Below are 19,112 nucleotides of genomic sequence, written 5' to 3'. Positions count from 1 at the left end.
ATTGCTGTTGAAACTGCTGATTCTCGATCGTGACGGCGTGATCAATTATGACTCCGATGCCTACATCAAGTCGGTGGAGGAGTGGATTCCGCTGCCCGGCTCGATCGAAGCGATTGCGCAGTTGAGCAAGGCCGGCTGGACGGTGGCGGTGGCCACCAACCAGTCGGGCATTGCTCGCGGCTATTACGACCTCGCCACCCTCGAGGCCATGCACGCGCGCCTGCGCGAGCTGGTCGCGGAGCAGGGCGGTGAAGTTGGCTTGATCGTGTATTGCCCGCATGGCCCGGATGAGGGTTGCGATTGCCGCAAACCGAAACCAGGAATGTTGAAAACCATTGCCGAGCATTACACGGTGCCGTTGACCAACGTCTGGTTCGTCGGCGACAGCCTTGGTGACCTGGAGGCCGCCAAAGCCGTCGATTCACAGCCAGTTTTGGTGAAGACCGGGAAAGGCGAGAAGACTCAGGGCAAAACCCTGCCGGTTGGCACTCTGATTTTTGACGATCTGGCGGCGATTGCCGCAGAACTTATCCACAACTAGAGTACTTCTGAATTTCCTGGCCAAGGATTGCTCGGGAGTGCGCTTGAACAGTCGGGGCATTGCCCCGTAACGGTAACCGTCGCCATGTCGATACTGCGGGCCTTCAGAATCTTTGTTTTTTATCTGCTGCTGGGCACAACAGCGTTGCTGTGGTGCAGCCTGAGCTTTTTCATCGCGCCGTTTCTGTCCTTCAAGGCGCGCTATCGTTTCATCAACGTGTACTGGTGCCGTTGCGCCCTGTGGCTGACCAAGGTTTTCCTCGGCATCCGCTACGAAATCAAAGGCGCGGAAAACGTGCCGGACCGGCCCTGCGTGATTCAATCGAACCACCAGAGCACATGGGAGACGTTCTTTCTCTCCGCTTATTTCTCGCCATTGAGCCAAGTGCTCAAGCGCGAACTGCTGTACGTGCCGTTCTTCGGCTGGGCCATGGCCATGCTGCGCCCGATCGCCATTGATCGCGACAACCCGAAAGCCGCGCTCAAACAGGTCGCGGCCAAAGGGGACGAGCTGCTCAAGGACAACGTCTGGGTGCTGATCTTTCCCGAAGGGACACGAGTCCCGTACGGCACCGTTGGGAAGTTCTCCCGCAGTGGCAGCGCGTTGGCTGTGAATGCGGCGCTTCCGGTGCTGCCGATTGCACACAATGCCGGCAAATTCTGGCCAAAAATCGGCTGGGGCAAACAGGCCGGAGTGATCACCGTGGTCATCGGCGAACCGATGTATGCCGAAGGCAGCGGGCCGCGCGCCATCGCTGATCTGAATGACCGTGTGCAGGCGTGGAACGAGAAAACCCAGCGCGATATGGGCTCGCTGCCACCGACGCCACCGGCACCGGCCGCGCGTGATCAACTTGCTGTCTGAATTTTGTGGATAACCTGTGTACGCTTTTGCTTCGAAAGTCCGTAATCGTTTTCTAACTTATTGATTTTAATAGATATTTATAAATCAATAAGTTGAACGAAATCCGTGCATAAGTTTTATTCGGATGTAAAAAAATCGGCTGTTATAGCCGGTTTTTTTGTGCCCGTTCATTCAGCAATCAGCGGCAACTCGATGCGGAATGTGGTTCCCGCATCGACCACGCTGCGACATTCGATCGTACCGCCATGATGATCGATAACGGCTTTAACCATCGACAGACCCAGACCCACGCCGTCGATGCCCTGAGCCGAGGAGAAACGCCGGTACTGACTGAACAGGTCAGGCAGTTCATCGGCAGCAATCCCCTTGCCCTGATCCGTCAACTCGCAACGCAGCCACGGCCCGTGACAACTGACCTTCAGTTGCACAGTGGTGTCTGCCGGGCTGTACTTGATCGCGTTCTCCAGCAGGTTGAACAGGGCGCGCGTCAGCAATCCCTGATCGGCCAGAAGCAGCCGCTCCTGACATTCTTCATCGACTTGATTCAGCAGTTCGATATGTTTCTGCTGCGCGATAGGCAAGGCCTGATCCAGCACGTCCAAAACCAGCATCGCGAATAACGTCGGGCGGAACTGGTACGTCTCGGACTCAGCTCGCGCCAACAGGACGAAACCATCGGTCAGATCCAGCGCGCGGCGCACTTGACGCTCGATCTGCTCGAACAATGGCGCATCAGCGCCCGCCTGATGGCGATGCACATCGAGCAAGGCGAGGATGGCCGAATGTGGCGCGCGCAGATCATGGGAGAGAAAGCGCAGCAGAACGCCGCGCTGCTCCTCGGCCGCACGCTCGGCACTCAAGTCAGTCAGGCTGAGCAACCAGCCGATTGGCGTATCGCCATCGACCGGCAGCAGCGCCGCTCTTTCCAAGCGCAGGCTGCGTTCCTTGTGATCGCGAAATTCCAGCAGCGGCAGGGTGGCCAGCGGCGGTCGCGGCGCTGTGGATAATTCCGGATAGCCGAGCCGCGCCAGTTGCTCGAGTACTTCAACGCCCACCAGCGGATCCTCGAACAACTCGCGCGCCTTGCGATTGCCCAGCAGGATCTTGCCCTGCGGATCACTGATCAGCGTCGCTACCGGCAGGTATTCCAGGCCATCGGCAATGAACCGCCGGGTGTCGCGGGTGCGGCTCATGGCTTGTTCGAGCGCCATGATCTGGCCTTGCAACTGATCGGCACCGGTGAAGCGGGTCCGGCGTCGTTCCGGGAAGACTTTCGGCTCACTGTCCAGGCGCGCCAGCTCCCAACCGAAGTAGGTCAGCACCACGCTCAGGCGTCGCCAGTTCCAGATCAGGTAACCGAACAACATCCCCAAGGCTGCTAGCGTTGGCGACCACCAATAGCGGACTTCGGCCAGCAGGGCGCTGGCGATCAGCGCACAGGCCATACCGACCAAGGTTACCCACAGCGCCCAACGCGGGCGCCACAGCAATAATCCCAGCACACCCGCGACCATCGCCACGGACAACAGCGCGCCGGGCGCTGGCGACGGATTGTGCAGATTGATCTGGGCGCGATAAGACAACAAGGCAGTCAGGGGCAACAGCACTAGACTTATCCACAACCACTCGCGCACCAGCCGGCGGAACAAACGCTGGACCTGACTCGGCTCACGACTTTCACGTCGGCGTTGAGTGTTATGCATGAGGCACAGGGCAGGGCAGTGGGAATGGTTTCATAGGTCTCAGGTCTGAGGCGTAGACCCGAAGAATCATAGCGGACGTCGACCACCGACGGGCTGCTTCTTTCATCGCGGCCGGGGAGTCGCTATTGTCGACATCCCAGCCCCAGCGACAAGGAACACCGCCGATGCGCGTTGCCATTCTGGACGACGAACCCGCCGAACTGCGCCGGGTCGAGCAAACCCTGGAGCAAATGGCCGAAGCTGGCGAACAGCCGTGGTCGCTGCACAGCTTCGAGCGCGGCGAAGACTTGTTGCGCCAGTTGCGTCGGGAGACTTTTGACCTGCTGATCCTCGATTGGCAACTGCCGGACCTCACAGGCCTGGCACTGCTGCGCTGGACCCGCGAACACATGGACGCGCCACCCGCTGCAATCATGCTCACCAGCCGCGACGGCGAAAGCGATATCGTTCAAGCCTTGAATGCCGGGGCTGACGATTATGTCAGCAAGCCGTTTCGCCCGAATGAGTTGAAGGCGAGGGTGGCAGCGGTATTGCGTCGGCATAGCCAACCGCGCAGCGCGGCGGGCGAAGTACAGACGTTCCACGATCTGACTTTCGACGACGCCGAACTGACCGTCACCCGTGAAGGCAAACCGATCCTGATGACCGAACGCGAATACCGCCTGGCGCGCTGCCTGTTCAGCAACCTGGGGCGGCCATTGTCGCGGGATTACCTGTACGAGCGCTTCTGGCCAAACGAGGAGACAACTTCCTCGCGGCCGCTGGATACGCATATATACCGATTGCGTAACAAGCTCGGGCTGACAGCGGATCGGGGTTGGCAGCTGCTGACGATTTATGGGTATGGGTATCGGTTGGAAAGTGTCGGCACTGGGAATGAGTGAGGCAAAAAAACCCCGGCATTGGCCGGGGTTTTTCATGAGCGGGCAGCAATCAGGATCAGAAATCCAGGTTGGAAACCGCCAATGCGTTGCTCTCGATGAAGTCTCGGCGAGGTTCGACCGCATCACCCATCAGGGTGTTGAAGATCTGGTCTGCACCGATGGCGTCTTCGATGGTGACTTTCAGCATGCGTCGCACGCTTGGGTCCATGGTAGTTTCCCAGAGCTGATCAGGGTTCATTTCGCCCAGACCTTTGTAGCGCTGGATGGTGTGGCGCTTGGTGCTTTCGGCCATCAGCCAGTCGAGGGCTTCCTTGAACTCGGTAACGGCTTTCTTGCGTTCGCCACGCTGGATGTACGCGCCTTCGTCGAGCAGGGTGCTCAGTTGCGCGCCCAGGGTGACCACGGTTTTGTAGTCGTTGCTGCCGAAGAAGTCGCGGTTGAAGGTGACATAGTTCGACAGGCCGTGGGAGATCAGTTCGACTTCTGGCAGCCAGACGCCACGTTCACGGTCTTCGCGCAGGCTGGCCTTGTAGACCAGGCCAGACTTCTCGTTGGTGCGCAGGCGAACTTCGTACTGGGCCAGCCACTCTTGCATCGCTGCGTGGTCGCCCAGGGTTTCCAGACTGACGGCCGGCAGATAGATGAAGTGCTCGGTCAGCTCCTGAGGGTATAGGCGCGACAGACGCTTGAGCGTCTTCATGACCATGCGGAAGTCGTTGACCAGACGTTCCAGCGCTTCACCGGAAATGCCCGGGGCTTCTTCGTTCAGGTGCAGGCTTGCATCTTCCAGGGCCGACTGCGTCATGTACTCTTCCATGGCGTCGTCGTCTTTGATGTATTGCTCTTGCTTGCCTTTCTTGACCTTGTACAGCGGTGGCTGGGCGATGTAGATGTAGCCACGCTCGATCAGCTCCGGCAGCTGACGGAAGAAGAAGGTCAGCAGCAGGGTGCGGATGTGCGAACCGTCGACGTCAGCATCGGTCATGATGATGATGTTGTGATAGCGCAACTTGTCGATGTTGTACTCTTCGCGACCGATGCCGCAGCCCAGCGCGGTGATCAGCGTGCCCACTTCCTGGGACGAGATCATCTTGTCGAAACGGGCTTTTTCGACGTTGAGGATCTTACCCTTCAACGGCAGGATCGCCTGGGTCTTGCGGTTACGTCCCTGCTTGGCAGAACCGCCCGCGGAGTCACCCTCCACCAGGTACAGTTCGGACAGCGCCGGGTCTTTTTCCTGGCAATCAGCGAGTTTGCCCGGCAGGCCGGCGATGTCCAGCGCGCCTTTGCGGCGGGTCATCTCACGTGCCTTGCGCGCGGCTTCACGGGCGCGGGCGGCGTCGATCATCTTGCCGACCACCAGCTTGGCTTCGTTCGGATTTTCCAGAAGGAAGTCAGAGAAGTATTTGCCCATCTCCTGCTCGACCGCAGTCTTCACTTCGGAAGACACCAGCTTGTCTTTGGTCTGCGAGCTGAACTTCGGATCCGGCACCTTCACCGAGATGATTGCGGTCAGGCCTTCACGGGCGTCGTCGCCGGTGGTGGCGACTTTGTGCTTCTTCGCCAGGCCTTCCTGCTCGATGTAGTTGTTCAGGTTACGCGTCAGTGCCGAGCGGAAGCCCACCAGGTGGGTGCCACCGTCGCGCTGCGGAATGTTGTTGGTGAAGCACAGCAGGTTCTCGTTGAAGCTGTCGTTCCACTGCAGGGCGATTTCCACGCCGATGCCATCTTCACGCTGGATGTTGAAGTGGAACACCTGGTTGACCGCGGTCTTGTTGGTGTTCAGGTATTCAACGAACGCACGCAGGCCGCCCTCGTACTTGAACAGCTCTTCCTTGCCGCTGCGCTCGTCCTTGAGGACGATGCCGACACCGGAGTTGAGGAAGGACAGTTCACGAATGCGCTTGGCGAGGATGTCCCAGCTGAAGTGAATATTCTTGAAGGTTTCGCTGGAAGCCTTGAAGTGGATCTGGGTACCGGTGGTTTCGCTGTCGCCAACGATGGCCATCGGTGCCTGAGGCACGCCGTGAACGTAAGTCTGTTCCCAGATCTTGCCACTGCGGCGAACAGTCAGGACCAGTTCTTCAGACAGTGCGTTCACTACCGAAACACCTACACCGTGCAGACCGCCGGAAACCTTGTAGGAGTTGTCGTCGAACTTACCGCCAGCGTGGAGGACGGTCATGATGACCTCGGCGGCGGAAACGCCTTCCTCTTTATGCACGTCTACCGGGATGCCACGACCGTTGTCTTTAACGGTGATGGACTCGTCCGGGTGGATGATGATGCTGATGTCGTCGCAATGGCCGGCGAGGGCTTCGTCGATCGAGTTGTCGACCACCTCGAACACCATGTGGTGCAGACCGCTGCCATCATCGGTGTCACCAATGTACATACCGGGACGTTTGCGTACGGCATCCAGGCCTTTCAGCACTTTAATGCTCGTTGAGTCGTACGTATTTTCTTCGCTCAATGCCTTCACTCCCGATGGTCGTGGGTCTGGGTGATACGGCCCTGTTCCACGTGGAACAAAGCGACTGGCGTTTCCGTCTGCCAGCCTTCCCTCAGTAATTCGTGATCTACACAGGTGATGAACACCTGGCAGCGTAAGTCTTCCAGCAAGCGGCACAGCGCGCGACGGTGGCTCTCGTCCAGCTCGGACGGCAAGTCATCCACCAGATAAATACACTGTCCGCGACGGGCCTGACTGACCAGGTGCCCTTGGGCAATCCGTAGTGCACAGACCACAAGCTTCTGCTGACCCCGGGACAGGATGTCCGCGGCATTGTGTGCGCCCAATCTGAGACGCAAATCAGCTCGTTGCGGTCCGGCCTGGGTGTGCCCCATCTGCTGGTCCCGTTGCACGGAACCGGCGAGTACGGCGCTCAATTCGCGGTCCTTGTCCCAGCCTCGGTAATAGCTGAGCGTCAAACCCTCGAGCTCAACCAGTTCGCTCAAGGTCTGTTCGAAGACCGGTTTCAAGGCTGTGATGTAAGCGCGGCGGTATTCATCGATTTCAGCGCTGGCCTGGCACAGTTCCCTGTCCCAAACCGCTTGCGAAACGGCGTCAAGTGTACCATGCCGCAGCCAGGAGTTTCTCTGGCGCAGCGCCTTCTGCAAACGCTGCCAAGTGGCCATGAAACGCGGTTCGACGTGGAACACACCCCAGTCGAGAAACTGCCGGCGAATCTTCGGCGCGCCTTCCAGCAGACGGAAGCTGTCCGGGTTGATCAACTGCAACGGCAGAATTTCCGCCAGCTGCGCAGCGCTACGGGCGTTCTGGCCATCGATGCGAATCTGGAACTCGCCCTGACGGTCGCGAGAAATCCCCAGCGCACTGTGTCCGCCTTCAGCGAGTTCAACCTGACCAAATACAGTACAGGCGAGCTGTTCGTACTGAATGACTGGCAACAGCCGCGTGCTGCGAAACGAACGGGCAAGCCCCAGCAGATGAATGGCTTCCAGAACACTGGTTTTGCCGCTGCCGTTGGCGCCGTAAAGAATGTTGATGCGGGGGGAGGGGGAGAAGGTCACCGGGTGCAGATTGCGCACCGCGGTGACCGAAACACGACTTAACGACATTCAGGATCAGCTGATTACAGACGCATCGGCATGACAACGTAAGCCGAATCGTCATTGTCGGACTCTTGCACCAGCGCACTGCTGTTGGAGTCGGACAGGATCAGGCGAACCTGCTCGGTGGTCATCACGCCCAGCACGTCGAGCAGGTAGCTGACGTTGAAACCGATCTCCAGCGAGCCGCCGTTGTACTCAACGCCCACTTCTTCTTCAGCTTCTTCCTGCTCCGGGTTGTTGGCCTGGATCTTCAACTGACCGCTGGCCAGTTGCAGACGGATACCGCGGTACTTCTCGTTGGACAGAATCGCGGTACGGCTGAACGCTTCACGCAATGCCTGACGATCGCCAAGTACCAGTTTGTCGCCACCTTTCGGCAGTACGCGCTCGTAATCCGGGAATTTACCGTCGACCAGTTTCGAGGTGAAAGTGAACTCGCCCGTGGTGGCGCGGATGTGGTGCTGGCCGAGGACGATGCTGACATTGCCGTCTGGCTCAGTGAGCAGACGCGCCAGTTCGAGGATACCTTTGCGCGGCACGATCACCTGATGACGATCCGGCTGACCGATATCGGCCTGCATCGAGCACATTGCCAGACGGTGACCGTCGGTGGCCACGGCGCGGATCACACCAGCGGAAACTTCCAGCAGCATGCCGTTGAGGTAGTAACGCACGTCCTGCTGGGCCATGGCGAAGCTGGTGCGTTCGATCAAGCGACGCAGTTTGCTTTGCTCCAGGCTGCAGGTCAGCGAGCCCGGGCCTTCTTCAACAGTCGGGAAGTCGTTGGCCGGCAGGGTCGACAGGGTGAAGCGGCTGCGGCCGGCCTTCACCACCAGTTTCTGCTCGTCGACCTTGATATCGATCAGCGCGTCGTTGGGCAGGCTTTTGCAGATGTCCATCAGCTTGCGCGCCGGCACGGTGATCGAGCCCGTTTCGGCCGGCTCTTCGAGTTGCACACGACCGACCAGCTCGACTTCCAGGTCGGTACCGGTCAGCGACAGTTGCTGGCCTTCGACGACCAACAGCACGTTGGACAGTACCGGCAAGGTCTGTCGGCGCTCGACGACGCCTGCGACCAGTTGCAGGGGTTTCAACAGGGCTTCGCGTTGAATGGTGAAATGCATGGTCTAGTCCCTTGCCTTAATAAGCTGCGCTGGTGTTCATCAAGTGGTCAGTGTACGCAGCAGGTTCTTGTAGTCCTCGCGGATGTCCGCGTCGGATTCCTTAAGTTCGTTGATCTTGCGGCAGGCGTGCAGCACGGTGGTGTGGTCGCGGCCGCCAAACACATCGCCGATTTCCGGCAGGCTGTGGTTGGTAAGTTCCTTGGACAACGCCATGGCCACCTGACGCGGACGAGCCACCGAGCGCGAACGGCGCTTGGACAGCAGGTCGGAAATCTTGATCTTGTAATACTCGGCGACGGTGCGCTGGATGTTATCCACAGAGACCAGTTTGTCCTGCAACGCCAGCAAGTCTTTCAGGGATTCGCGGATCAGCTCGATGGTGATGTCGCGGCCCATGAAGTGCGAGTGGGCGATTACGCGTTTCAGCGCACCTTCCAGCTCACGGACGTTGGAGCGAATGCGCTGGGCAATGAAGAATGCGGCATCGTGAGGCAACTCGACTTTGGCCTGATCGGCCTTCTTCATCAGGATCGCCACGCGGGTTTCCAGTTCCGGCGGCTCGACGGCAACCGTCAGGCCCCAACCGAAGCGGGATTTCAGGCGTTCTTCAAGGCCTTCGATTTCTTTCGGGTAGCGGTCACTGGTGAGAATGACCTGCTGACCACCTTCAAGCAACGCGTTGAAGGTGTGGAAAAACTCTTCCTGGGAACGCTCCTTGCGAGCGAAGAACTGAATATCGTCGATCAGCAAGGCGTCCACCGACCGGTAGAAACGCTTGAATTCGTTGATGGCGTTCAGTTGCAACGCCTTGACCATGTCGGCCACAAAGCGCTCGGAATGCAGGTACACGACCTTGGCATTCGGATTCTTCTTTAATAGATGGTTGCCCACCGCGTGCATCAAGTGGGTTTTACCCAGGCCGACGCCACCATAAAGGAAGAGCGGGTTGTAACCGTGCTTGGGATTGTCCGCCACCTGCCAGGCCGCCGCACGGGCGAGCTGGTTGGATTTACCTTCAACGAAGTTTTCGAAGGTGAACGTGCGATTCAGGTAACTGGTGTGCTTGAGCGCACCTTCTACCTGCACGGTGCGCTGCTCCGCGCGAACCGGGGCCTGCTGCGAAGCGGCGCCAGCCATCGGGTCGAAGCTGTCGCGGGAAGGTTCTTCGCTGACTTCAGCGGCCTTCTGTGTGGAACGTTTGGCCGGAGCAGGGGCTGGCGTCGGTGCCGGATTGCTCGCTGGCACATTATTCGCCTGCGCCTGAGCAACCTGCGCGGCCGCCAGCGGCGCATTGGGTGCAGCACGAGGTGCCGAGCTGCGTTTGCTGCCTATTAACAAGGACAGCGCCGGCGTCGAACCATTGCCGTGCTCATCCAGCAGTTCAAGGACGCGGCCCAGGTACTTTTCGTTGACCCAGTCCAACACGAAACGATTCGGTGCGTAGACGCGCAACTCGTCGCCTTCGGCTTCGACCTGTAGTGGACGGATCCAGGTGTTGAATTGTTGGGCAGGCAGCTCTTCGCGCAAAAGCTCCACGCACTGCTGCCAAAGTTCCACTGACACGGATATCCCCTAAGTTGAAAGCCGGTGAGGCAAAAACAAGCGGCCATTGTAGCGGCGAGCGATTCACTTATCCACATGCAGGTAGGTTCGTCACCATCATTTATCAACGCGTTAACGCATTAAAAGGCGACCAACGGCATGTGAATAAGCCCTGTGGATAAACGCCTCTGAGGGCACTGGACAACTGGGGGCTAAACCCGGTGGATAACCAGCCTGTGGATAACAGGCCATTCCACGCACAGCTTATCCGATAGCGCAGCACAGGCTGAACACGGTTTTCCACTGTAGTTGTCATTCTCTGTACATCCCGTGGAATAAGGCTTCATGGCAGTTATCCACAGAAGATGGCGTGCCTAGTTTTTACAAGCTTTACAGAAAAGCTTTAAATAATTCCCTTCTTTATTTCTATATCTGGCTGACAGGCGTTCAAGCTAAAAACCTGCCCGGATCTATTTATAAGGAAACGCTGGTTGGAAATTGACCTGAAGGCTTGCTTTCTCTAGAATCCCCGGTCTCTTAAAACGGGGGCCATTCCGGCCCGTTGTGGACGAACCAGGTAACACGACATGAAACGTACTTTCCAACCAAGCACTATCAAACGCGCTCGTACCCACGGTTTCCGTGCTCGCATGGCTACCAAGAACGGCCGCGCAGTCCTGTCGCGTCGTCGCGCCAAAGGTCGTGCGCGTCTGGCAGTTTGATAATCCGGTACTGGAGGTGAGTCAGGACTTCAGTCGGGAAAAGCGTCTGCTTACCCCCCGGCATTTCAAGGCAGTCTTTGACTCCCCTACCGGCAAGGTTCCGGGGAAAAATCTCCTGCTCCTTGCACGCAACAACGATCTTGATCACCCCCGTCTCGGGCTGGTTATCGGGAAAAAGAGCGTAAAGCTCTCCGTTGAGCGCAATCGCCTCAAACGTCTGATGCGCGAATCGTTCCGTCTGCACCAGGATTCACTGGTCGGCTGGGACATCGTTATCGTCGCGCGCAAAGGTTTGGGTGATGTAGAAAACCCCGAATTGATTCAGCATTTCGGCAAACTCTGGAAGCGTCTGGCACGCAACAAGCCCGTTCCGGCAGTCAAAACCGAAACTGTAGGGGTAGACAGTACCGATGCGTAAACTGGCCCTCGTTCCGATCCAGTTTTATCGCTATGCCATTAGTCCTTTAATGGCCAGCCACTGTCGCTTCTACCCCAGTTGTTCCTGCTACGCGTATGAAGCCATTGAAAATCATGGCCTTCTGCGCGGTGGCTGGCTGACCTTTCGTCGTTTAGGTCGCTGTCATCCGTGGAATCCCGGTGGTTATGACCCGGTTCCACCTGTCCCTACCTCCCGTTCTTCTTCGATGGCCGAGTAATCATGGATATCAAACGCACGATCCTGATCGTCGCCCTGGCAATCGTGTCCTACGTCATGGTTCTTAAATGGAACCAGGATTATGGCCAGGCTGCCCTGCCGACTCAGAATGTTGCTTCCAGTACGACTACATCCGGTTTGCCGGACACCGCCACTGGCACAAATGCTGCCAGTGACGATATTCCGCGCGCCGCCAGCGATACCAGCGCACCTGCCGAAACGCCGGTCGCCGCCAGCAAGGATCTGATTCAGGTCAAGACCGATGTGCTCGATCTGGCGATCGATCCACAGGGTGGCGACGTTGCGCAACTGACTCTGCCTTTGTATCCACGTCGTCAGGATCGTCCTGACGTTCCGTTCCAGCTGTTCGATAACGGCGGCGAACGTGTATATCTGGCGCAAAGCGGTCTGATCGGTACCAACGGCCCGGATGCAAACCCGGCCGGTCGTCCGGTTTATTCCTCGGAGAAGAAGGTTTACCAACTGGCTGACGGTCAGGATCAACTCGTTGTTGACCTGAAATTCAGCAAGGACGGCGTCAACTACATCAAGCGTTTCACCCTGAAACGTGGCTTGTATGACGTCGCTGTCTCCTACATTGTGGATAACCAGAGCGCTCAGCCCTGGAACGGCGCAATGTTTGCCCAGTTGAAGCGCGATGCCAGCGCTGATCCTTCGTCGACCACTGCTACTGGCACCGCGACTTACCTGGGCGCTGCCCTGTGGACAAGTTCCGAGCCGTACAAGAAAGTGTCGATGAAGGACATGGACAAGGCACAGCTCAAGGAAACCGTCACCGGTGGTTGGGTAGCCTGGCTGCAGCACTACTTCGTGACCGCGTGGATTCCGGCCAAGGGCGAAAACAACATCGTCCAGACCCGTAAAGACAGCAAAGGCAACTACATCATTGGTTACACCGGTCCTACTCTGACCGCTGCTCCAGGTGCAAAAGTTGAAACCAGCGCTGTGCTGTACGCAGGTCCGAAAAGCCAGGCTGTGCTGAAAGAGTTGTCCCCAGGTCTGGAACTGACCGTCGACTACGGCATTCTGTGGTTCATTGCCCAGCCGATCTTCTGGCTGCTGCAACACATCCACGCCATTGTCGGTAACTGGGGCTGGTCGATCATCTTCCTGACCATGCTGATCAAAGGGATTTTCTTCCCGCTGTCGGCTGCCAGCTACAAATCGATGGCGCGCATGCGTGCCGTGGCTCCGAAACTGGCTGCGCTGAAAGAGCAACATGGCGATGACCGGCAGAAAATGTCGCAAGCCATGATGGAGCTGTACAAGAAAGAGAAGATCAATCCACTGGGCGGCTGCTTGCCGATCCTCGTGCAGATGCCGGTCTTCCTGTCGCTGTACTGGGTTCTGCTTGAAAGCGTGGAAATGCGCCAGGCGCCGTTCATGCTGTGGATCACTGACCTGTCGATCAAGGATCCGTTCTTCATTCTGCCGATCATCATGGGCGCAACCATGTTCATCCAGCAGCAGTTGAACCCGACTCCTCCGGATCCGATGCAGGCGAAAGTGATGAAAATGATGCCAATCATCTTCACCTTCTTCTTCCTGTGGTTCCCTGCTGGTCTGGTGCTGTACTGGGTTGTGAACAACTGCCTGTCGATTGCACAACAGTGGTACATCACGCGTAAGATCGAAGCGGCGACGAAAAAAGCCGAGGCGTAACTTGCACTGTGGATAACACCACTCAAAACGCCCCCTAGTGGGGCGTTTTGCTATCTGCCACTTTTGTCTGGATGCCGCTTTATGAGCACACCCCGTGAAACCATCGCTGCTGTCGCCACTGCTCAAGGGCGCGGCGGTGTGGGCATCGTCCGTATTTCCGGGCCGTTGGCCAGCGTCGCGGCAAAAGCCATCAGCGGCCGAGAACTGAAACCGCGTTACGCCCATTACGGGCCGTTTTTCAGTGACGATCAGCAAGTGCTGGATGAAGGTCTGGCTTTGTATTTCCCGGGGCCGAACTCGTTTACCGGCGAAGACGTCCTGGAATTGCAGGGCCACGGTGGCCCGATCGTGCTGGACATGTTGCTCAAGCGTTGCCTGGAATTGGGTTGTCGTCTGGCCCGTCCCGGGGAATTCAGCGAGCGCGCTTTCCTCAATGACAAACTCGATCTGGCCCAGGCCGAGGCAATCGCCGATTTGATCGAAGCCAGTTCTGCCCAGGCTGCACGCAATGCGCTGCGTTCATTGCAGGGTGCGTTTTCTCAGCGTGTGCATAACCTGACCGAGCAACTGATCGGTTTGCGTATCTACGTTGAAGCCGCCATCGACTTCCCGGAAGAGGAAATCGACTTTCTCGCCGACGGCCATGTGCTGAGCATGCTCGACAAAGTACGCGATGAGTTATCCACAGTGCTGCGCGAAGCAGGGCAGGGCGCGTTATTGCGTGATGGCATGACGGTGGTGATTGCCGGCCGTCCCAACGCGGGCAAATCCAGCCTGTTGAATGCCTTGGCCGGTCGCGAGGCTGCCATCGTTACCGAGATTGCCGGCACCACGCGGGATATCCTGCGCGAGCATATCCACATCGACGGCATGCCGTTACACGTTGTCGATACCGCAGGCCTGCGTGACACCGATGATCATGTGGAAAAGATCGGTGTTGAACGGGCCTTGAAAGCCATTGGTGAAGCGGATCGGGTTTTACTGGTGGTCGATGCGACCGCACCAGAAGCACTGGATCCTTTTGCCTTATGGCCAGAATTCCTCGAGTCTCGACCGGATCCGGCGAAAGTGACGCTGATTCGTAACAAGTCCGATCTGACCGGTGAAGCGGTTTCTCTGGAAACCAGTGACGACGGCCACGTGACCATCAGTCTCAGCGCCAAATCCGCCGAAGGCCTCGATCTGCTGCGGGACCACCTCAAGGCGTGCATGGGTTACGAGCAGACTTCGGAAAGCAGCTTCAGCGCACGTCGCCGGCATCTGGAAGCACTGCGTCACGCCAGCGCGGCACTGGAACATGGCCGCGCGCAACTGACCCTGGCCGGGGCAGGCGAATTGCTCGCCGAAGATCTGCGCCAGGCTCAGCATTCCCTGGGTGAAATTACCGGGGCGTTCAGCTCTGATGATTTGCTCGGAAGGATTTTCTCCAGCTTCTGCATCGGCAAATAAAAGAAGGGGCTGTGGATAATTCACCCACAGCCCCTTTTTGTTCACCAGTTATAGGACACCGTACCGAGCAGCGTGCGGTCTTCGCCCCAATAGCAACGGCCGGCATCGTTGCATCCCGACACATATTCCTTGTCGAACAGATTCTTCGCGTTCAGATCGACACTCCAGTGTGTGTCGATCTGATATCCAACAGCCGCGTCGACCAATGTAACGTCTCCGGCATCCAGCTTTCCGTATAGAGAAGGCGAAGTGTAGGCAAACGCACTGTCGAAATAGCGCACGCCACCGGCGACATACAAGCCTTTCAAATCACTGTCGAGGAAGCGATATTTCGCCCAGACCGAGGCCTGATTACGCGGCACACCGGTCATTTGATGGCCTTTGACCAGCGATGTCGCTGCATCCTTGGTGATTTTGGCGTCGGTGTAGGTATAAGCCGCCGTGACATTGAGGTTCTGCGTCAGATTGCTGTTGAGTTCCAGTTCCACACCCTTGGCGCGACTTTCGCCCACCTGGCGATAGGTCGAAGTCGTTGCATCGAAATAGGTGTCGTCCTTCTTGCGCAGGTCATACACCGAAGCGGTGAAAGCGGTGTCCCAGCCGATCGGTTCGTACTTCAAGCCCACTTCGTACTGGCTGCTGGTGATCGGATCCAGCGGCGCACCGGCGTTGGAAATTTGCTGCACCGGCACGAACGCCGTGGAATAGCTGACATATGGCGTCATGCCGTTGTCGAACTGATACATCACGCCGCCCTGATAGGTGAACTTCTTGTCCTCGGAGCTGATGTTGCTGCCTCGGGCCACCTTGTCGCGGAAGTCACTGTCGACCCAGTCCTGGCGACCGCCGAGCAGAAACAGCCAGTTGTCGTACTTGCTCTGGATCTGTGCATAAACACCTTTCATCTGCTGCTCAAGCAAAGTGTTCTGCACAGCGATCGGGGTGGTCGGATCACGCAGGTAGACCGGGTTATACACATTGATCGGCCCGACAACGCCGGCATTCCAGTCCTGATTGAACGAGGTGCGATCGTAGCTGGCGCCGAACAGCACGGTGTTTTCCAGCTCGCCTGCCTGGAATTTGCCTTCCAGCTGATTATCCAGCGAATACACCATGGATTTGTTGAAGCGATCATAGGCGGTCACGTTCAACCGCGTGCCGAAACCGGCGTTGTTCAGATTGCCCGGCCAGGTTTCGTGGCGGGTGATACGCGACTGCATGTAGCGCGAGTTCTGGCGGAACTGCCAGTCATCGTTGAACGAGTGGCTGAACTCGTAACCGGTGCTCCAGGTTTCCCGTTCGAAGGTATTCCAGTCCGGGTCACCTAGCATGGTGTCTTTGGATAACTGGCCGTTGGGATTGCTCAGCAATGTGCCGGCGGCCGGCAGGCCAAGCTCCATGTTGGTGTGGTCTTTCTGATAGTTGGCCAGCAGCGTCAGCGTATTGAAATCGTCGAAATTCAGGGTCAGCGAAGGGGCGATATAAATACGGTCGTCAGGCACGTGATCTGTCTGGGTATCGGATTTGCGCCCCAGCATCACCACGCGTCCGAGAACGTTGCCGCTGTCATTGAGCGGGCCGGAGACATCTACGCCGATTTGCCGGCGATTGTTCGAGCCATAGCCCAGTTGCACTTCGCCCTGAGGCGCGGCGGTCGGGCGTTTGCTGACCAGGTTGACCAGACCGCCTGGCGCATTTTCGCCATACAGCAGCGAAGACGGGCCACGGAACACCTCGACCCGCTCAAGTCCGTACGGCTCGGTGCTGGTGTCATAGCGATTGCCCTGCACGCGCAGTCCATCGCGCAACAAACCGTAGCCGTAATCGGTGGCGTTGAAACCACGGATATAGAACAGGTCGCCAGCCAAGCTGTCGCCGGCGGCAAAAGGTGGGGCGAAGATCCCCGGCACGTAGCCGAGTACGTCGGTGAGTGTCTGGGATTTCTGATCCTTGATCCGCTGACCGGTCACCACTGACACCGAACGCGGTGTTTCCGACAGCGGCGTACTGGTTTTCGTACCGATCCGGCTGTTTTGCGCCTTGTAGCCGATGTCGGCGGCGTAATCGAGATTCATTGGATTGCCCAACTGCGCATTGATGTTGGTCGGCGCCAGTTCCAGGGAGTCACCGTTGGGCACGTTCTGCAGAATGTAACTGCCGGGTGCTTGTGGCACTGCCTGTAAACCCGAGCCTTGCAGCAGTTGAGCGAATCCTTGTTCGACGCTGTAGTCACCGTTCAACCCGGCACTGCGCAGGCGGCTGGTCTGTTGCGGCGAGAACGACAGAATCACATTGGCGGCAGCGGCGAACTCGCTCAAGGCACTATCCAGCGGGCCGGCGGCAATGGCGTAGCGCTGGGATGCCGACGCCGCGAAGGCGCTGTTGCTGATCACCAGACAAGACGCAGCGCTGGCCATCAATAAGCTGCATGCAATGCAATGTGGAGAAAAGCGCTGACGGAACGTGGGAAGACGCATGTGTGGATTAGCCCTGAAGGTGGCGAAGAGCCGCGTTTATCGCGATTACCTGTAGGGCCGGGTCAGGGCGAAAAAAGATAACCCTGCTTGAAATTATTTTTCCCCAGGCATTTTTTGATCAAGCGCTATGGCTGATCGAGACCCAGTAACGGCTGAAATAACGCACGTTGATTGGCAACGAGGCCTGAAGGTTGGCCAGCACTGCGTCGGTCGAATCGAGCCGGAAAGTCCCGGAGACCCGCAGATCCCGGGCGCGGCGATCACAATGCAATACACCACTGCGATAGCGTCCCAACTCCGCGATTACGTCGCCCAGGCGCGCGTCGATAACGATTAACTGGCCGTTGATCCAGCCGACGTCTGATGGTTGGAAGGGATGACTGAGGCCGATATGTCGACTATCGAAATCCGCGCCTTCGCCTGCTTTCAGAATGAGCGCAGCAGTGGATGACTGCGCGGGTTGAACGCTGACTCGATCCTCCAGCACGCCGACCCGGGTTGAGTCCGGCATCTGATGCACCGAGAACCGGGTGCCCAAAGCTTGAATCCGCCCGTCGCGGGTTTGCACATAAAACGGCCGCTGATCGCCAAGCTTGCCGGTTTGGATGAGGATTTCACCGGCACGCAGTTGAATCAGGCGTTGCGCTGCGTCGAAAGAAACATCGATGGCCGAGTCGGTGTTGAGCTGGATCTGGCTGCCATCGGCCAGGCTGATGGTGCGACGCTGACCCACACCGGTTTTATAGTCGGCCCAGACGTTGCCCAGGGATGTGTGTCGTTGAACGTTCCAGCCAACGAAACCTGTTCCCGCTGCAAGCAACAGCAGTTTGAGTACCTGGCGTCTTTGTTGGCCGCTATTGAGCGCACGTCGTTTCAGATCCTGCGGCAGCGTACCGAGGTGGCGCTGCAATTGTTCCATCTGGTTCCACGCCGCCAGATGCGCCGGATCGCTGTCTATCCACAGCTGCCAGGCCTTTTGTTCGGCAAGGCTCGGTGGCTGGGTTTGAAACTGCACATACCAGCTGGCGGCAGTTTCGAATACCTGACGATCTGCAGCGGCGGCCATCATGGTTGCGCCATGATGAGGGCGCATTCAGTCAGGGCGCGGATCATGTGTTTTTTTACTGTGGTCAGCGAGACCCTCAATTGCATGGCGATCTGTTGATAAGTCAGTCCGTCGACTTGCGAAAGCATGAAGATCTGCCGTGTGCGCGTGCCCAGGCCGGTCAATGCTTTATCCACAGCAACCAGGGTTTCAATGATCAGCGCTCTGTCTTCTTCGCTGACCATCGTCGGCTCCGGCCGAGCTGCGAGGGCCTGCAGATAAGCGCTTTCAATGGCCCTGCGTCTATAACGATCAATGACCAGCCCGCGTGCAATGGTCGTCAGGTAATCCCTCGGCTCGCGAATATGAGCTGCATTGCGCGCGGCCAGAACTCGCAAAAACGTGTCATGCGCCACATCGGCTGCATCGCAGCCGTTGTGCAGTCTGCCCTTGAGCCAACCATACAGCCACGAATGATGTTGCTCGTAGATTCGCTCGATCGCAGCGGTGTGGGCGGGTAGGGACATGGGGGAAAACTGACGAGTTAATGATAATGGCTATTATTAGCCTCTGTTACGTCCTCTCACAATAGCCTTTTCATTTTCCTGCCCTTGGCTTGCCAAGCGTCACCAATCCTTCGCTGGCGCTTTTTTTGCGTCCGGAAAAAGCCTTGTTGGCGATTTTCTGTGGATTAAGCCCTGTGAATAACTGCCACTGAGGGCAGTTGATAAATGGGGTTGAAAACTGGATATAACCTGACCTGTGGATAACAACCCCATTCATCCACAGGCTTAAACCGGTTATCCAATGGCCTCATTGCCACATGAGCACAGAGTTTTGAATCTCT

At 57.7% G+C, this 19,112-nt stretch carries 16 protein-coding genes; 8 read left to right on the top strand and 8 right to left on the bottom strand.

The genetic code is table 11. The annotated features are described in order from the left end of the window. Nucleotide 1 precedes the first annotated feature (1 nt). Nucleotides 2–541 carry a D-glycero-beta-D-manno-heptose 1,7-bisphosphate 7-phosphatase gene (gene gmhB / locus AC0IXA_RS09850; protein ID WP_164488352.1) on the top strand — a complete coding sequence of 180 codons (540 nt, stop codon included), beginning with the start codon at nt 2–4 and terminating at the stop codon, nt 539–541. 84 nt (nt 542–625) lie between these two features. After that, nucleotides 626–1,405 carry a lysophospholipid acyltransferase family protein gene (locus AC0IXA_RS09845; RefSeq protein ID WP_341638243.1) on the top strand — a complete coding sequence of 260 codons (780 nt, stop codon included), beginning with the start codon at nt 626–628 and terminating at the stop codon, nt 1,403–1,405. Nucleotides 1,406–1,572: 167 nt separating this feature from the next. Here the strand turns inward: AC0IXA_RS09845 and AC0IXA_RS09840 are convergent, their stop codons facing one another. Further along, a complete protein-coding gene (locus tag AC0IXA_RS09840; protein ID WP_471812826.1) occupies nt 1,573–3,108 on the bottom strand; it encodes a sensor histidine kinase in 1,536 nt (511 codons plus the stop codon). A 164-nt stretch (nt 3,109–3,272) separates the two neighbouring features. Between AC0IXA_RS09840 and AC0IXA_RS09835 the strand changes: the two genes are divergently transcribed. Next, a complete protein-coding gene (locus AC0IXA_RS09835; RefSeq protein ID WP_024014949.1) occupies nt 3,273–3,992 on the top strand; it encodes a response regulator transcription factor in 720 nt (239 codons plus the stop codon). Nucleotides 3,993–4,047: 55 nt separating this feature from the next. Here the strand turns inward: AC0IXA_RS09835 and gyrB are convergent, their stop codons facing one another. The 4 genes from gyrB to dnaA are packed head-to-tail and all read right to left on the bottom strand — an operon-like array spanning nt 4,048 to nt 10,255. After that, on the bottom strand, nt 4,048–6,465 hold the full coding sequence (gene gyrB / locus AC0IXA_RS09830; protein WP_024014948.1) for a DNA topoisomerase (ATP-hydrolyzing) subunit B: 2,418 nt from the start codon (nt 6,463–6,465) through the stop codon (nt 4,048–4,050). A 5-nt stretch (nt 6,466–6,470) separates the two neighbouring features. Further along, nucleotides 6,471–7,574 (bottom strand): DNA replication/repair protein RecF, encoded by a 1,104-nt coding sequence (recF, locus tag AC0IXA_RS09825; protein WP_016772389.1) that lies wholly within the window; start codon nt 7,572–7,574, stop codon nt 6,471–6,473. 14 nt (nt 7,575–7,588) lie between these two features. Further along, on the bottom strand, nt 7,589–8,692 hold the full coding sequence (gene dnaN / locus AC0IXA_RS09820) for a DNA polymerase III subunit beta (RefSeq protein WP_016772390.1): 1,104 nt from the start codon (nt 8,690–8,692) through the stop codon (nt 7,589–7,591). A gap of 39 nt (nt 8,693–8,731) precedes the next feature. Next, nucleotides 8,732–10,255 (bottom strand): chromosomal replication initiator protein DnaA, encoded by a 1,524-nt coding sequence (gene dnaA, locus AC0IXA_RS09815; RefSeq protein WP_024014947.1) that lies wholly within the window; start codon nt 10,253–10,255, stop codon nt 8,732–8,734. Nucleotides 10,256–10,821: 566 nt separating this feature from the next. Between dnaA and rpmH the strand changes: the two genes are divergently transcribed. The 5 genes from rpmH to mnmE all read left to right on the top strand — a co-directional run bounded on the left by rpmH (nt 10,822) and on the right by mnmE (nt 14,743). After that, complete coding sequence (gene rpmH / locus AC0IXA_RS09810) at nt 10,822–10,956, top strand: 50S ribosomal protein L34 (RefSeq protein WP_003213577.1); 135 nt, start codon at nt 10,822–10,824, stop codon at nt 10,954–10,956. Between the two features lie 16 nt (nt 10,957–10,972). Continuing rightward, complete coding sequence (gene rnpA, locus AC0IXA_RS09805) at nt 10,973–11,374, top strand: ribonuclease P protein component (protein ID WP_024014946.1); 402 nt, start codon at nt 10,973–10,975, stop codon at nt 11,372–11,374. Then, nucleotides 11,367–11,612, top strand: a complete 246-nt coding sequence (yidD, locus tag AC0IXA_RS09800; RefSeq protein WP_027901580.1) for a membrane protein insertion efficiency factor YidD — start codon at nt 11,367–11,369, stop codon at nt 11,610–11,612. Before rnpA ends, yidD begins: the two co-directional genes overlap by 8 nt. 2 nt (nt 11,613–11,614) lie before the next feature. Further along, nucleotides 11,615–13,294, top strand: coding sequence for a membrane protein insertase YidC (gene yidC / locus AC0IXA_RS09795; RefSeq protein WP_071173916.1), 1,680 nt, complete (start codon nt 11,615–11,617; stop codon nt 13,292–13,294). Between the two features lie 81 nt (nt 13,295–13,375). Then, nucleotides 13,376–14,743: a tRNA uridine-5-carboxymethylaminomethyl(34) synthesis GTPase MnmE gene (gene mnmE / locus AC0IXA_RS09790; protein ID WP_071173915.1), complete on the top strand. Its 1,368-nt coding sequence runs from the start codon at nt 13,376–13,378 to the stop codon at nt 14,741–14,743. Between the two features lie 41 nt (nt 14,744–14,784). Here the strand turns inward: mnmE and AC0IXA_RS09785 are convergent, their stop codons facing one another. From AC0IXA_RS09785 to AC0IXA_RS09775, 3 genes are all read right to left on the bottom strand, one after another. Next, the gene (locus AC0IXA_RS09785) at nt 14,785–17,220 is read right to left on the bottom strand and encodes a TonB-dependent siderophore receptor (RefSeq protein ID WP_471812819.1); all 2,436 of its coding nucleotides are present in this window, start codon (nt 17,218–17,220) and stop codon (nt 14,785–14,787) included. A 118-nt stretch (nt 17,221–17,338) separates the two neighbouring features. Beyond that, complete coding sequence (locus AC0IXA_RS09780; protein ID WP_471812817.1) at nt 17,339–18,286, bottom strand: FecR domain-containing protein; 948 nt, start codon at nt 18,284–18,286, stop codon at nt 17,339–17,341. Beyond that, nucleotides 18,286–18,792, bottom strand: coding sequence for a sigma-70 family RNA polymerase sigma factor (locus tag AC0IXA_RS09775; RefSeq protein WP_341638237.1), 507 nt, complete (start codon nt 18,790–18,792; stop codon nt 18,286–18,288). Before AC0IXA_RS09775 ends, AC0IXA_RS09780 begins: the two co-directional genes overlap by 1 nt. Nucleotides 18,793–19,112 lie beyond the last annotated feature (320 nt).

It is taken from the genome of Pseudomonas sp. AC083 (assembly GCF_979253165.1).
The sequence above is the reverse complement of the archived record's forward strand: the minus strand, read 5'-3'. Positions and strand labels throughout refer to the sequence as shown.

Bases quoted from the DNA above. Each gene is read 5' to 3' on its own strand.
- AC0IXA_RS09780 (WP_471812817.1), bottom strand. From the start codon at position 18,286: ATGGCCGCCGCTGCAGATCGTCAGGTATTCGAAACTGCCGCCAGCTGG.
- dnaN (WP_016772390.1), bottom strand. From the start codon at position 8,692: ATGCATTTCACCATTCAACGCGAAGCCCTGTTGAAACCCCTGCAACTG.
- AC0IXA_RS09785 (WP_471812819.1), bottom strand. From the start codon at position 17,220: ATGCGTCTTCCCACGTTCCGTCAGCGCTTTTCTCCACATTGCATTGCA.
- yidD (WP_027901580.1), top strand. From the start codon at position 11,367: ATGCGTAAACTGGCCCTCGTTCCGATCCAGTTTTATCGCTATGCCATT.
- mnmE (WP_071173915.1), top strand. From the start codon at position 13,376: ATGAGCACACCCCGTGAAACCATCGCTGCTGTCGCCACTGCTCAAGGG.
- recF (WP_016772389.1), bottom strand. From the start codon at position 7,574: ATGTCGTTAAGTCGTGTTTCGGTCACCGCGGTGCGCAATCTGCACCCG.
- yidC (WP_071173916.1), top strand. From the start codon at position 11,615: ATGGATATCAAACGCACGATCCTGATCGTCGCCCTGGCAATCGTGTCC.
- AC0IXA_RS09835 (WP_024014949.1), top strand. From the start codon at position 3,273: ATGCGCGTTGCCATTCTGGACGACGAACCCGCCGAACTGCGCCGGGTC.
- rpmH (WP_003213577.1), top strand. From the start codon at position 10,822: ATGAAACGTACTTTCCAACCAAGCACTATCAAACGCGCTCGTACCCAC.
- AC0IXA_RS09845 (WP_341638243.1), top strand. From the start codon at position 626: ATGTCGATACTGCGGGCCTTCAGAATCTTTGTTTTTTATCTGCTGCTG.
- AC0IXA_RS09840 (WP_471812826.1), bottom strand. From the start codon at position 3,108: ATGCATAACACTCAACGCCGACGTGAAAGTCGTGAGCCGAGTCAGGTC.
- AC0IXA_RS09775 (WP_341638237.1), bottom strand. From the start codon at position 18,792: ATGTCCCTACCCGCCCACACCGCTGCGATCGAGCGAATCTACGAGCAA.